The sequence below is a fragment of the Variovorax sp. ISS6 genome (genome assembly GCF_056523145.1).
The window spans coordinates 1,907,910-1,922,494 of sequence record NZ_JAWRZC010000002.1 but is presented as its reverse complement, the minus strand read 5'-3'; the positions used below and the strand labels follow the sequence as shown (position 1 = coordinate 1,922,494).

The window sequence follows — 14,585 nt, the reverse complement described above, 5'->3', positions numbered from 1 at the left end:
TCGACGCCTTGTTACAGGCTCGCGAGATACTCGGGCGGTGAACCCGCCGTCTCTCTTTCTCCCTTCCCACCACGACCCGCTGATCGTCGCGGCCTCGCTGCTGATCGCCACCCTGGCCTCTTTCGTCGCCCTCGACCTGTCGCGGCGCATGCGCGGGAGCGCCGGGGATTTCCGGCCGCTGTGGTGGAGCGTGGGCTCGGTGGTGCTGGGCACGGGCATCTGGTCGATGCATTTCGTGGGCATGCTGGGCTTCACGCTGCCGATCGAGCTGGGCTTCTCGGGCTGGTACACCTTCCTGTCGTGGGTCGCGGCGGTCGCGGCCTCCGGGGTGGCGCTATGGGTCGCGAGCCGGCCCAACTACAGCCTCGGGCGGCTGGGCGTGGCCTCGCTGGTCATGGGCGGCGGCATCTGCGGCATGCACTACATCGGCATGGCGGCACTGCAGATGGCGCCCGGCATCCTGTGGCAGCCGGTGATCGTGGCGCTGTCCGCGCTGGTGGGCGTCGGAGCCTCCGCCGCGGCCTTGCTCATCATGCGCAACCTGGGCCGCGTGAGCACCGCCCGGCGCCCCGCCGTGCAACTGCTGGCGGCGCTGGTGATGGGCATCGCGATCTGCGGCATGCACTACACCGGCATGGCCGCAGCCAACTTCGCGCCCGATTCGGTCTGCCTGAGCGCCAACGAACTGCACGGCGCGGGGCTCACGGTGATCGTGGTGCTGGCTTCGTGCGTGCTGCTGCTGGGCACGCTGCTCGGCTCGATCCTCGAGGGGCGCATGCAGGTGGTCACGCAGCGCCTGGCCAACTCGCTCGAGAACGCCAACGCCGAACTCACGCAGGCCAACCGCGAACTGCAGCGCTACGCCTTCACCGACGCGCTCACCGGCTTGCCCAACCGCGTGCTGTTCGAGGACCGGCTGCAGCACGCGCTGGCGCGCATGGCGCGCGTCAACCAGCCGCTGGTGAAGGAACGCGTGGCGATCCTGTTCGTCGACCTCGACGGCTTCAAGCCGATCAACGACTCCTTCGGCCATGCGGCCGGCGACGAGATCCTGCGCGCCGCGGCCAGGCGGCTCGGGGAGGTCGCGGGCGACGGCGACACGGTGGCGCGCATCGGCGGCGACGAGTTCCTGCTGCTGCTCGAGGGCGTGAGCGACGCGGCCGAGGCCGCGCAGGTGGCCAACCGCGCGCTGCGCCGGCTGGCCGAGCCCTTCTCGCTGCAGGACAAGCCGCTGCAGATCGCCTGCTCGATCGGCATCGTGGTCTACCCGGGCCAGGGCGAGCCCGACAAGCTCGTGGCCAATGCCGATGCCGCGATGTACATCGCCAAGCGCGCCGGCGGCGCGAACTACGTGATGTTCGAATCGCACATGGGCTCCGACGTGGCGGCGCAGCTGCGGCTGCAGAGCGACCTGCGCCGGGCCGTCGACCTGAACCAGTTCGAGCTGCACTACCAGCCGAAGATGGACGGGCGCGACGGCTCGCTCAGCGGCGTGGAGGCGCTGGTGCGCTGGAACCACCCCGAGCTCGGCCTGATCGGGCCCGCGCAGTTCATCGGCCTGGCCGAGCGCTTCGGCATGATCGTGCGCCTGGGCGACTGGATCCTCGACGAAGCCTGCCGGCAGATCGCGCTGTGGCGCGCGCAGGGCCTGTCGATGCCGGTGGCGGTGAACCTGTCGGTGATGCAGCTGCGCGAGGTCGATTTCGTCGAGCGCGTCGAGCGCGCGCTGACCCGGCATGCGGTGCCGGCCTCGCTGCTGCTGTGCGAGATCACCGAGTCGGTGGCGATGGAGGACATCCGCGCCACGCACCGCACCTTCGAGGGCCTGGCGGCCGTGGGCGTGTTCCTGTCGATCGACGATTTCGGCACCGGCTACTCGAGCCTGAGCCAGTTGCGCCGGTTGCCGGCGCGCCAGGTCAAGATCGATCGCAGCTTCGTGCAGGACCTCGAATCCAAGGAGGACTCGCGCGCCGTGGTCGACGCCGTGATCCGGCTCGCACATGCGCTGGGCCTGAGCGTGGTGGCCGAGGGCGTCGAGAACGAGATCCAGCGCGACATCCTGCTGACGATGGGCTGCGACGAACTGCAGGGCTTCCTGTACTCGCGCGCGCTGCCGGCCTCGCAGCTGTTCGACTGGCTCGCGGTGCGCGCCGCAGCCTAGGACGCGTCCAGCACCTCGCGCACCCGCACCGCCAGTTCCTCGATCGTGAAGGGCTTGCCGATCAGGTGCACGCCCGCGTCGAGCACGCCGTTGTGCACCACCGCGTTGCGCGTGTAGCCGGTGGTGAACAGCACCTTGAGTCCGGGCCGCCGCCGCAGCGCCTCGTCGGCCAGCTTGCGGCCGTTGGTCTCGGGCATCACCACGTCGGTGAACAGCAGCTGGATCTCGGGATGGGCGTCAATCAGCTTCAGCGCCGCCGCGGCGCCGTCGGCCTGCAGCACGCGGTAGCCGAGTTCGGTGAGCGCGGCCACCGTCAGCTGGCGCACCGCGGGCTCGTCCTCCACCACGAGGATCAGCTCCTCGGTGCCGCCCAGCGGTGCATCGGGGGCGGCCTCGGCCTTCTCGTCCTCGGCGGGCGCGCCGAGCAGGCGCGGCAGGTAGACCTTCACGGCCGTGCCCTCGCCGACCTCCGAATAGATCTTCACGTGGCCGCCCGACTGCTTGACGAAGCCGTAGACCTGGCTCAGGCCCAGTCCGGTGCCGCGGCCCACTTCCTTGGTGGTGAAGAAGGGGTCGAAGGCCTTGGCGACCACGTCGGCGGGCATGCCCGAGCCGGTGTCGCTGACGGCGATCATCACGTACTGCCCGGCCGAGAGGCCAAGGTGCTCGACCGCATAGCGCTCGTCGAGGTGGGTGTTGGCGGTCTCGATGGTGAGCCGCCCGCCGTCGGGCATGGCGTCGCGCCCGTTGACCGCGAGGTTGAGGATCACGTTCTCGAGCTGGTTGGGGTCGGCATGCGTGCGCCACAGGCCGCCGGCCAGCACGGTCTCGAGCTGGATCGCGCCGCTGAGCGAGCGGCGCAGCAGGTCCGACATGCCCGCCACCAGCCGGTTGGCATCGAGCGACTCGGGACGCAGCGGCTGCTGGCGCGAGAAGGCGAGCAGCCGCTGCGTCAGCAGCGCGGCACGCTTCGCGCCGTCGCGCGCGGCCTCGACGTAGCGCCGGGCGCGAACGTCGTCGGCCGCGAGCTGCCGCCCCAGCAGGTCGAGCGAACCGATCACCACCGCGAGCATGTTGTTGAAGTCGTGCGCGATGCCGCCGGTGAGCTGGCCCACCGCCTCCATCTTCTGCGCCTGGCGCAGCGCCTCCTCGGTCTTGAGCCGCTGCGCGACCTCCTCAGCCACGCGGTGCTCGAGCGAGTCGTTGAGCTCGAGCAGCGCGCGCTCGGCGCGGTGGCGCTGGGTCACGTCCTGGAACAGCACCGCGACCTGGCGGCGCTCGGGCGGCTCGACGCGGAAGGCGGCCAGCTCGAGGAAGCGGCCGGTGCGCACCAGCTCGCGCTCGAAGCGCACCGGCTCGCCCGTGAGCAGCACGCGGCGGTAGATGTCGACCCAGCCGTCGGCCTCGTCGGGCACCATCTCGCGCACCCGCTGTCCCACCACGTCGGCAATGCCGGCATTGGCCAGGTAGGCCGGGTTGGCCGTGACGTGGATGTAGTCGCTCATCGGCCCGTGCGGGCCGTCGAGGAATTCGATGACGCAGAAGCCCTCGTCGATGGTCTCGAACAGGGTGCGGAACTGCCGGTGGCTCTCGCGCAGCGCGAGCTCGGCCGCCTTGCGCTCGGTCAGGTCGAGCATGGCACCGATCATGCGCAGCGGCCGGCCCTGCGCGTCGCGCAGCACCGTGCCACGGTCGAACACCGCGGCATGGCTGCCGTCCTTGCGCAGGAAGCGGTATTCCTGCGTCCAGGCCGTGCCGCCGCCGTCGATCACCGCATGGATGCCGGTCTCGACGCGCTCGCGGTCCTCGGGATGGATGTGGTCCAGCCACCAGTCGGCGCTGGTCTCTTCCTCCGTGTGGCCGAACAGCGTGGTCAGCGCCTGGTTCCAGACCACGTGGCCGTCGGACAGGCGCCAGTCCCAGACCGCGTCGTTGGTGGCCAGCACCGCGAGCCGGTAGCGCTCCTCGGTCTCCATGCGCTGCGCCTGGCGCCGCGTCGCCTCGTCCTCCTCCACGGCCAGCCGGCGCTGGGTCAGCACCTTGTCGGTGGTTTCCCAGACCGTGCACAGAAGGCCATGCACGGCGCCTCGTTCGTCGCGCAGCGGCGCATAGGAGAAGGTGAACCAGGTCTGTTCCTCGCGACCCTCGCGGTTCACCACGAGCGGCAGGTCTTCGCGATAGACCGGGCTGCCGGACAAGGCGGTCTGGACCAGCGACCCGACGTCGGGCCAGATCTCCGCCCAGACCTCGGCCAGCGGCGCCCCCATGGCCCGGGGATGCTTGCCCCCGAGGATCCGGGCGTAGGACTCGTTGTAGACCATGCCGAGCCGCGGGCCCCACGCCAGCCACATCGGCACGGCGGAGTCCTGCATCAGCGACACCGCGTGGCGCAGTGCGCCCGCCCAGCCCTGGGGCGGCCCGAGCGCCGAGCGGGTCCAGTCGTGCTCGCGCAGGAACGCGGCGGCGGGCGTGCCGTCCGGCCGGAAATGCCCGCCATGCTGCAGTGCGGTGCCGGGCCCGCCGTGTGTCTCGCTGTTCTTCATGAGTGCGTCCGCGTGCTGGGCGCATCCCTCGATACGCCTGTCCAGGGCGGTATCGTAGGGGCGCCGCGGGGCGGGACGCGTCGGCGGCCAGGCCGTTTTGGCGCGGACTTCGCGCCACCGGCAACGGGGACGGGGTCAGGCGCTTGCGTCGGGCAGAAGCACCAGCTTGCCGAAGGTGCGCCGCTCCTGCAGGTCGCTCAAGGCACGCGGCAACTCGCTGAAGCCGTAGCGGCCGCCCACGTCGGCATGCAGCTGCCCCTGCCTGAAACCCGCCAGCACGTCGTCCAGCGCCTGCCCGATCAGCGGCAGGTCGCGCTCATGGCTCCAGTAGATGCCCAGCGCCGAGGCGCTCTTGAGCAGGAGCCGGTTGGCGCGGATCTCGGGAATGCGCCCGCTCGAGAAACCCACGAGGCACAGGCGCGCGCCGTGGGCCAGGCACTTGACGCTGCGGTCCGTGATATCGCCCCCCACGGGATCGATGACCACATCCACGCCCTTGCCGCCGGTGGCCTGCATCACCTGCTCGACCCAGTCGTCCTCGCGGTAGTCGATGCAGACCGAAGCCCCGCGCTCCCTGCAGCGCGCGAGCTTGTCCTGGCCACCCGCGGTGGCGATGACGCGCGCACCGGCCCGAACCGCGAGCTGGGTGGCCGCCAGCCCGACCCCGCCGGCGGCCGCGTGCACCAGCACCGTCTCGCCGGCCTGCAACCGGGCGCGCGCGAACAGGGCGATCCACGCGGTCGGCCAGACCACCGGCAGCGCGGCGGCCTCGGCCAGCGGGACCTCCTCGGGCACGCGCACCAGCCATGAGGCCTCGGCCACCGCGAACTGCGCAAAGCCGCCCCACAGGACCTTGGTGGCGACCCGGTCGCCGGGGCCGAAGGCGCCACCGCCCGAGACGCTCTCGACGATGCCGCTGATCTCCTGGCCCGGGGTGAAGGGCAGCGGCGGCCGGATCTGGTAGGCGCCGCGCGCCATCAGCACGTCCGAGAAGTTGAGCCCGGCCGCCGCCACCCGTACCAGTACCCGGCCCGGCTTGGGATGCGGCAGCGGCATCTCCATGAGCTCCGGAGGCTGGGTGGTGTCCCTGACGATCCACGCCTTCATACGGCCCCCCGCGCGCGCAGTTGCGCAAGATCCGCCGGCGCGATGCCGATGCCCTGCAACACCTCGTCGGTGTGCGCGCCCAACAAGGGGTCGGCCTGGACCTTCGCCGGATCCCCCGAGGAGAACACGGCCGGCTGCAGCACGAACGGCCAGGGGCGCTCGGCATCCTGTGCCTGGGCGACCCGCCCTCGATCCTGCCGCGCGGCCTGCGCATGGGCCTGCTGCAGATCCCAGACCGGGCCCGCGGGCACGTCGGCCTCCAGGCAGGCCTGGACCACCTCGTCCACGGTCCGCTCGCGCGACCATGCCGTGATCGCCGCCTTCAGCGCCGGCTCGTTGCGCGCGCGCTGCGGGTTGTCGACGAAGCGCGGATCCTCGACCCACTCGGGCTTGCCGATCAACGGCGCGAAGCGGCGGAAGAACCCGTCGTTGCTGACCACGATCACCACCCAGCCGTCGCTGGCCTCGAAGCAGTCCACCGGCGAGGTCACGGGATGGCGGTTGCCCACGCGCTGCGGCGCCGTGCCGCTGGCGAACAGGCGGCTCGCGCTCGTGAGCTGCAGGGCCAGCATCGCATCGAACATCGACAGATCGATCTGGCGTCCCTGCCCGTCCCGCTCGCGGGCGAACAGCGCCGTCATCAGCGACCAGGCACCGAACAGGCCCGTCACGAGGTCCGCCACCGAGTCGCCCACGCAGGTGGGTTCCTGCCCGGGACGGCCCGTGGTGCTCATGAGCCCGGACATGGCCTGGATGATCAGGTCGTAGGCCGGCCTCCCCTTGAATTCGCCCTGCTGCCCGAAGCCGGAGATGCTCAGGTACACCAGCGAGGGATTGCGCGCCTTCAGCGTCTCGTAGTCCACCCCCAGCCGCTGCGCGACGCCGGGGCGGAAGTTCTCGACCACCGCATCGGCGGTATCGATCAGCGCATACAGCATCTCGCGCGCGCGCTCGTCCTTGAGATTGAGCGTGACGCTCTTCTTGTTGCGGTTCAGCAAGGAGAAGTAGACGCTGCGGCCGTCGACGAAGGGGCCGAAGTGGCGCGAGTCGTCGCCGGTCACGGGCGTCTCGATCTTGATCACCTCGGCCCCCACGTCGGCCAGCAGCGCGGTGCAGTAAGGCCCCGACATCACGCGCGACAGGTCGACGATGCGCAGGCCGTTCAGGAGTTGTTGTTGGGTCATGAGAGGGTCATCCCAGAAGAAGGCTGTCGTCGCTGAGTTCCTTGCCGCTGCGCTGGGAGAACAGCGCCAGCAGGTCGGGAACATCGAGCCGCTCGCGTTCGCTGCCGGCGATGTCGAAGACGATGCGCCCCTGGTGCAGCATGATGGTCCGGTCGCCGTGATCGAGCGCCTGGCGCATGCTGTGCGTGACCATCAGCACCGTGAGCTTCAATTCGTGCACGAGGTCGTCGGTGAGCTTCATCACGAACTCCGAGGTGCGCGGATCGAGCGCGGCCGTGTGCTCGTCGAGCAGCAGCAGCTTCGATTCGTTGAGCGACGCCATCAGCAGGCTGATCGCCTGGCGCTGTCCACCCGAGAGCAGGCCCATGCGGTCGTGCAGCCGGTTCTCCAGGCCGAGGCCGAGCCGGGCCAGCGCCGCGCGGATGCGCTCGCGCCGAGGCGCCGTCACCGCGTGACCCAGTCCGCGCGCATGGCCGCGCGCCAGCGCGATGGACATGTTCTCCTCGATCGTCAGTTCCTCGCAGGTGCCCGCCAGCGGGTCCTGGAAGACGCGGGCGATGGCGCCGGCGCGACGCGCGACCGGCCAGCCGGCGATGGCTTCGCCATCGATCGTGACGGCCCCGCCGGTGGGGGTCGTCTCTCCCGCCAGCACATTGAGCAAGGTCGACTTGCCGGCGCCGTTGGAACCGATCACCGTGATGAACTGCTGCTGGGGGATGTCCAGCGACAGGCCGCGCAGCACGTGGTTCTCGAGCGCGGAACCGGCGTTGAAGACGACATCGAGCTTCTCGACCCTGATCATGCTTTTCTCCCGCGCAGCGCACCGGCCAGGCCCACGCCGGGCGCAACCAGTGCCAGGGCCACGAGCGCCGCAGTCACCATGTTCAGGTCCGAGGGGGTGAGCCCGATGCTGTCGACGTCCAGGGCCAGCGCCACCGCGATGCGGTAGAGCACGGCGCCCACCAGCGCGGACAAGGTCGCGCGCACGATGGTCGTGTTCCTGATCAGCACCCCGCCGCCGATCACGGCGGCAAAGCCGACGACCACCACGCCGCCGCCCATGTTGACGTCGGCCGAGCCCTGCGTCTGCGCGAAAAGCGCACCGCCGAGGGCGGACAGTCCGTTCGCCATGGCGAGCCCCAGCCAGGTCATGCGGCCGGTGTGGATGCCGTAGGCCGCCGCCATGCGCGGATTGGCGCCGGTCGCCCGCAGGGCCAGCCCGGTCTCGGAAGCGAGGAAGCGGTTGAGCAGCAGCACGATCGCCGCGCACAGGAGGACGAGCACGAGCGGCACCGCATAGGCACTGCCGACGAAGTGCGCGCCCAGTCCCGTGAACACCGTGTCCGTACCCAGCAAGGGCGTGTTGGGCCGCCCCATGATGCGCATGTTCACCGAATACATCGCGACCGAGGCCAGGATGCCGCTGAGGATGTGCAGGATGCGCAGCCGGACATTGAGGAAGGCCGTGAGCGAACCCGCGAGCATGCCGGCGACGAAGGCCAGCAAGGTGGCCAGGTAGGGGTTGGCGCCCGCGACGATCGATGCGGCGGCCACGGCACCGCCGAGCGGGAAGCTGCCCTCCACCGTGATGTCGGGGAACTTCAGCAGGCGAAAGGTGATGTAGGTTCCGAGCGCGACGAAGCCGAAGATCAGCCCCGTCTCGAGCGCGCCCAGCAAGGCGTAGAAATTCATCCCGCCCTCCTCAGCGATTGACGATGTTGGCCTGGCGGGCCACGTCGTCCGGAATGCTCAGGCCCGCGGCCTGCGCGGCGCGCTGGTTCACGACCGTGCGAAACACCTGCGGCGTTTCCACGTCGATATCGCCGGGCTTCGCGCCCTTGAGGATCTTGACGACCTGGCGGGCCGCTTCCTCGCCGACGGCGTTGTAGTCGAAGCCGATCGAGGCGACCGCGCCGCGCTCCACGGTGCGGGTCTCGGCCGTGAACACGGGAATCTTCTGTTCCTGGCCGATGCGCACCGCCGATTCGAGCGCCGCGTACACGGTCGGATCGTTGGGAATCCAGACCACGTCCGTCTTGCCCACGAGCGAACGCATGGCCGAACCGACCTCGTTGGAGGTGGGCGCATTCGCCTCGACCAGCGTCATGCCATGGGCCTTGAGCAGCGGCTTGAGCACCTCGATCTGGTAGCGCGAGCCATCGAGCCCGGTGTTGTAGATCACCCCCAGGCGCCTGGCCTGCGGCATGAAGGCCTTGATCAGGCGCAGCTGCCGCTCGATCGGCGCGAGGTCGGAGATGCCGGTGGCGTTACCGCCCGGACGCTTCAGCGAAGGGACCACCTTGGCGCCGAGCGGATCGGTCACCACGGTGAAGACCACGGGCACCGTCCTCGTGGCCGACAAGGCGGCCTGCGCCATCGGCGTGGTGATGGTGACGATCACGTCGGGCGCCTCGCCGACGAACTTGCGCACGATCTGCGTGGCGATGCCCGCGTTGCCCTGCGCCGACAGGTAGTCGAGCCTGAGGTTCTGGCCCTCGACATAGCCCGCGCCGCGCAGCGCGTCCACCAGCCCCGTCTTGACCTGGATCAGTTGGGGAATGTCGACCATGTTCGCGATCGCCACGTGCTTGTTCTGCGCCGAGGCCATCGACGCGCCGACGACGAGCCCGAGGGCCAGGAAGTACCTTGTCCATTTCATGACGTGCTCCTTCAGAGTCAGGCTGCCAGCGAAGGCAGGTCCAGTTGGCGCTCGCGCGCGGTGCGCACGGCGATCTCGTAGCCCGCGTCGGCATGACGCATCACGCCGGTGGCGGGATCGTTCCAGAGCAGCCGCGCGATGCGCTCGTCGGTGCCTTGCGTGCCGTCGGCCACCAGCGCCATGCCCGCGTGGATCGAATAGCCCATGCCCACGCCGCCGCCGTGATGGATGCTGACCCAGTCGGCACCACAGGCCGTGTTGAGCAGCGCATTCAGGAGCGGCCAGTCGGCCACGGCGTCGGAACCGTCGAGCATGCCTTCGGTCTCGCGGTTCGGGCTGGCCACCGAGCCCGAATCCATGTGGTCGCGGCTGATGGCGATCGGCCCGCTGAGCTCGCCGTTGCGCACCATCTCGTTGATCGCGAGCCCGGCGAGATGCCGCTCGCCCAGGCCCAGCCAGCAGATGCGCGCGGGCAGGCCCTGGAACCTGACGCACTCGCGCGCCATCGTGAGCCAGCGGCCCAGCGCCTGGTCTTGCGGGAACAAGGCGCGCAGGCGCTCGTCCGTCTTGTAGATGTCCTGCGGATCGCCCGAGAGCGCGACCCAGCGGAAAGGCCCCTTGCCCTCGCAGAACAGCGGCCGGACATAGGCCACCACGAACGACGGAAAGTCGAAGGCTTGCGTCACGCCCTCGTCGAGCGCGACCTGGCGGATGTTGTTGCCGTAGTCGAACACCACGGCGCCGCGCGCCTTGAAGTCCAGCATCGCGCGCACATGCAGCGCGATCGATGCGCGCGCCGCCTGCTCGACCGCGCGGGGGTCGCTCGTGCGCGCAGCCTCCCAGCGCGCCACGTCCCAGCCGGCGGGCAGGTAGCCGTGCAGCAGGTCGTGCGCGGCTGTCTGGTCGGTCACCACGTCGGGACACAGGCCGCGCCGAACGATCTCGGGCAGGACCTCGGCGGCATTGCCGCACAGCGCGATCGACAGCCCGCGGCGCTGCGCACGTGCCTCGTCGACGAGTTCGAGCGCATGCGCGAGATCGCGCGCCTGCACGTCGAGGTAGCCGGTGCGCAGACGCATGTCGATGCGGCTCTGCTGGCACTCCACCACGAGGATCGCGGCCCCCGTCATCCGCCCCGCCAGGGGCTGCGAGCCGCCCATGCCGCCGAGCCCCGCGGTGAGCATCCATCGGCCCTCCATCGAGCCGCCGAAATGCCGGCGCCCGACCTCCGAATAGGTCTCGTAGGTGCCCTGCACGGTGCCCTGGCTGCCGATGTAGAACCAGGAGCCGGCCGTCATCTGGCCGAACATCATGAGGCCCTTGCGCTCGAGCTCGTTGAAGTGGTCCTGCGTGGCCCATTTGGGCACGAGGTTGGAATTGGCGATCAACACGCGCGGCGCCATCGCATGGGTACGGAACACGCCCACGGGCTTGCCGGATTGCACCAGCAGGGTGTGGTCGTCGTCCAGCCGCTCGAGCGTTTCGACGATGCGATCGAAGGCGTTCCAATTACGGGCCGCGCGCCCCACGCCGCCATAGACGATCAATTGCGCAGGATTCTCCGCAACGTCCGGATCGAGGTTGTTCATCAGCATGCGCAACGGCCCTTCCGTGCGCCAGCTGCGGGCTCGAAGTTCGGTCCCGCGGGCTGCGCGAACGACCCGGGGCAACGATGTCTCGTGAGGCAATTTCTTCTCCTGTGCGGTCCATGCCAAGGCGGCCGATTCAGCGTTGCCACCAATTCCATTGCTCATGGATCCGGAGAAAGATGGCATGCCTGAAAACGATGGGAATTACGCCTACTCTCCCTAGAATGCGGCGTGTCCGCGACGATTATGAAAATTGCGTTGCACGGCCGAAAGCGATTTTTCCTCCTTGGTTGATGACCAACGCTCATGCATTGAATGCGAACCCACACGCCCTCCCTTTCGTGCCTGCTCGCGTTCGAGGCCAGTGCCCGGCACCACAGCTTCACCCGCGCGGCCGACGAGTTGTGCGTGACGCAGGGCGCGATCAGCAAGCTCATCAAGGCCCTGGAGGACGAACTCGGCACGCTGCTGTTCGTGCGTGAAGGCAAGCGATTGACGCTCACGCCGGCGGCCGATGCGTACCTGCGGCGCATCCAGCCGCTGCTGCACAAGCTCGAGGCCGCGTCGGTCGAGCTCAAGGCCGGGGGCCGCAGCAGCGGCCGTTTCAACCTCGCGGTGCTGCCCAGCATCGCGGCCCGGTGGCTGATGCCGCGCTATTCCGATTTCTCGGCGCGCCATCCCGACGTCATCCTGAACCTCACCACCCACCTGTCGCCGTTCAACTTCCACATCGAGGACATCGATGCGGCCATTCATTTCGGCGCCAAGGCCTCATGGAGCGGCGCCGAAATGGAGTTCCTGCTGCAGGACGCGGTGGTGCCGATCTGCAGCCCGGATTTCCTGCGCCGCTACGGCCCGTTCGACGAGCCGCGCCGGCTGCTGGACTACACGCTCGTGCACCTGGCCTCGCGCATGGACTCGTGGAATTTCTGGCTCGGCAGCCTGGGCGTGGAGATGGGGCACACGCCGCCGGGCCCGGTGTTCGAGCACTACCTGATGATCGTGCAGGTGGTCACAGCCAGCCTGGGCATCGGGCTCGCGCCCTATTTCCTCGTGGCCGACGACATCGAGCAAGGCCGGCTGGCCGTGCCCTATCGCCATATGGCCAGCGAGGACCTGGCCTATTACCTGGTCTATCCGGCGGAGAAGAAGGACTATCCGCCGCTGCGCGCTTTCAGGGGCTGGCTGGCGCAGGAGTTGGTGGCGACGCAGGGGTCGATCGACAGCTTCCGTGCAAGCTGCCCGCATCCATCGTTCAGGACCTCGATGCCATCGTGACGGGAAGAGAATCCTGGCGCCGCTGCGCCCACGCCACCACCTGTCCCAACGGCGCCGGCCGCATGAAATAGAAACCCTGCAGCAGCGGGCAGCCAAGCCGCACGAGCGTCTCGAACTCCTCCTGGCTCTCGACGCCCTCGGCCACCACCTCGATGTCCATCGAGCGTCCGAGCCGCACCACCGCCTCCACCATCAGGCAACTGGCCGGCGAGGAATCGAGGCCGAACACGAAGCTGCGGTCGATCTTCACCTGGTGCACGTGCTCGCCGCGCAGCGAGGCCAGCGAGGAGTAGCCGACGCCGAAATCATCGATCGCGACCGCGACGCCGGACTCGGCCAGCGCGCGCAACCGGGCGCGCGCGGTCGAGGTGTCGAGCGCGACCTCCTCTGTGATCTCGATCTGCAGGCGTTGCGGCGGCAGGCCGTGGGCCGCGAGCACCTGCGAGGTGATGACATCGACCGGCAACTGCGACATCTCGCGCGGCGACACGTTCATGGCCACCGGCAGTTCGGCGAACGCGCCGCCGATGCCACCGAGTTGCACCAGGCCATGGCAGACCTCCTCGAGGATGTGGCGCAACAGGCGTTCGGCCAACCCGGTGCTCGCGGCAGCGAAGATCACCTCGCCGGGCGCGACCCAGCCGTGCTTCGGATGCCGCCAGCGCAGCACGGCCTCGAGGCTGTGCAGGCGCCGCCCGCGGTCGGCGAGGATCGGCTGGTACCAGGCGCAGATGGCGCGCGTCGCCATGGCCTCGACCATGTCGCGCTCGATGTCGCGCCGGCGCAGCAGGCGGCCGTGCAGCACCTCGTCGAAGCGGTGGCAGCGGTTGCGCCCGCGCCGCTTGGCCTCGTAGAGCGCCTCGTCGGAGAAGGCCAGCATCTCCTCGGCCGAGCGTTCGAGGCTGGTGCAGATGCCCACGCTCACGCCGAGCTGCCCGCCGTAGTGCGAGGTGGCATGGCCAATCGAGTCGATGAGCCCCTGTGCCACGTGCTCGGGCGCATCGGCCGTGCCGCGTGGGCGATAGAAGACCGCGAACTCGTCGCCGCCCCAGCGGCCGACCACGGCGTCATGCTGCGCCAGCCGCTGCTGCAACCACTGGCCGACGTCCTGCAGCACGCGGTCGCCGGTCTTGTGGCCAAAGGCATCGTTGATGGCCTTGAAGCCGTCGAGGTCCAGCATCAGCGCGGCATGCGGCACCACGTCCGCCTGCGCGGCCTCGAAGCGCGCGGCCGCCTTCGCGAAGCCCTCGCGGTTGAGCAGGCCGGTCAGCGAATCGTGATTGGCGCGGAAGTCCAGCTCGCGCGTCGCGCGCGTGGACTCGGCATGGGTGCGCTGCAGCTCGGCCGCCATGAACAGCGCCTCGTTCTTCAGCCGGCTGCTGGCGCGGAACGCGCGCTCGCCGCGCCGCGAGGCGTAGACCAGCGTGCACAGGTAGACGAAGACCATCGCCGCCAGCGCCTCGTGATGAAAGCCGCCGGCATGGAGCAGCCACGCGGTGACCGCGGCCAGCGCGGGTGTCACGAAGACGATCGGCACCGGGGCATAGGCCGCGCTGAAGATCACGGAGCCGGCGCAGACGCCGCAGACGATGGTCAGGAAGAACAGCGTCTCCGACGGGTTCCCGCTGTCGCAGAACAGCGGCAGCAGCGCCCACACGCAGCCCGACAGCAGGGACGACAAGGTGATCCGGCGGAAGCGTCTCGCGAGTTCGCGCTCGTCCATGCGGGCCACGGCCCGTTCGACCGCGCGCAGCGAGCGGCAGACGTAGGCGCGGTAGGCGTTCGACAGCACGACCAGCATCAGCCATGCAGCCGGCCCGGCCCAGTGGGCCGAGGCATAGAGCGCGACCCCGGCGGTCACGCAGCCCACGGCCATGCCCGAGGGCACCACGGCGCGCACGCTGCGCTGCACCGACAGGAGCTGGTCGCCCCTCACCCGTCTCGAGAGTTCGTCGGGCGACGGGCCGCTCGAGTGGTCTTGACCTGATGGAAGATCGACCATGGTGGGCAACGGGTAGCGGGAGCTCTCACCCCCTCCAACCATTGCGCACCCAATGCACCTCG

General features: G+C 69.6%; 10 protein-coding genes. 2 read left to right on the top strand and 8 right to left on the bottom strand.

Annotation, left to right across the window (positions count from 1 at the left end):
- Positions 1–37 precede the first annotated feature (37 nt).
- Complete coding sequence (locus tag AC1HIL_RS40685) at positions 38–2,161, top strand: putative bifunctional diguanylate cyclase/phosphodiesterase (protein ID WP_057594671.1); 2,124 nt, start codon at positions 38–40, stop codon at positions 2,159–2,161.
- On the opposite strand, the gene AC1HIL_RS40680 is transcribed toward AC1HIL_RS40685, so the two are convergent.
- From AC1HIL_RS40680 to hutU, 7 genes are all read right to left on the bottom strand, one after another.
- Positions 2,158–4,704, bottom strand: a complete 2,547-nt coding sequence (locus tag AC1HIL_RS40680) for a PAS domain S-box protein (RefSeq protein WP_479669320.1) — start codon at positions 4,702–4,704, stop codon at positions 2,158–2,160. The genes AC1HIL_RS40685 and AC1HIL_RS40680 overlap by 4 nt on opposite strands.
- 135 nt (positions 4,705–4,839) lie before the next feature.
- The gene (locus AC1HIL_RS40675; RefSeq protein ID WP_479672817.1) at positions 4,840–5,811 is read right to left on the bottom strand and encodes an NADPH:quinone oxidoreductase family protein; all 972 of its coding nucleotides are present in this window, start codon (positions 5,809–5,811) and stop codon (positions 4,840–4,842) included.
- Positions 5,808–6,995: a CaiB/BaiF CoA transferase family protein gene (locus tag AC1HIL_RS40670; RefSeq protein ID WP_261211239.1), complete on the bottom strand. Its 1,188-nt coding sequence runs from the start codon at positions 6,993–6,995 to the stop codon at positions 5,808–5,810. Before AC1HIL_RS40670 ends, AC1HIL_RS40675 begins: the two co-directional genes overlap by 4 nt.
- 7 nt (positions 6,996–7,002) lie before the next feature.
- Entirely contained in the window at positions 7,003–7,797 is a 795-nt protein-coding gene (locus AC1HIL_RS40665) for an ABC transporter ATP-binding protein (RefSeq protein WP_479669323.1), read from the bottom strand.
- Positions 7,794–8,687 (bottom strand): ABC transporter permease, encoded by an 894-nt coding sequence (locus AC1HIL_RS40660; protein ID WP_479669324.1) that lies wholly within the window; start codon positions 8,685–8,687, stop codon positions 7,794–7,796. The genes AC1HIL_RS40665 and AC1HIL_RS40660 overlap by 4 nt, the downstream gene beginning before the upstream one ends.
- Positions 8,688–8,697: 10 nt before the next feature.
- The gene (locus AC1HIL_RS40655) at positions 8,698–9,654 is read right to left on the bottom strand and encodes an ABC transporter substrate-binding protein (RefSeq protein WP_479669325.1); all 957 of its coding nucleotides are present in this window, start codon (positions 9,652–9,654) and stop codon (positions 8,698–8,700) included.
- A gap of 17 nt (positions 9,655–9,671) precedes the next feature.
- Entirely contained in the window at positions 9,672–11,408 is a 1,737-nt protein-coding gene (gene hutU, locus AC1HIL_RS40650; protein ID WP_296734448.1) for a urocanate hydratase, read from the bottom strand.
- 150 nt (positions 11,409–11,558) lie between these two features.
- On the opposite strand from hutU, the gene AC1HIL_RS40645 reads away from it, so the two are divergent.
- Positions 11,559–12,521 carry a LysR substrate-binding domain-containing protein gene (locus AC1HIL_RS40645; RefSeq protein WP_261211233.1) on the top strand — a complete coding sequence of 321 codons (963 nt, stop codon included), beginning with the start codon at positions 11,559–11,561 and terminating at the stop codon, positions 12,519–12,521.
- Here AC1HIL_RS40645 and AC1HIL_RS40640 read toward each other — a convergent pair.
- Entirely contained in the window at positions 12,499–14,457 is a 1,959-nt protein-coding gene (locus AC1HIL_RS40640; protein WP_479672816.1) for a putative bifunctional diguanylate cyclase/phosphodiesterase, read from the bottom strand. The two genes, AC1HIL_RS40645 and AC1HIL_RS40640, sit on opposite strands and share 23 nt — an antisense overlap.
- Positions 14,458–14,585 lie beyond the last annotated feature (128 nt).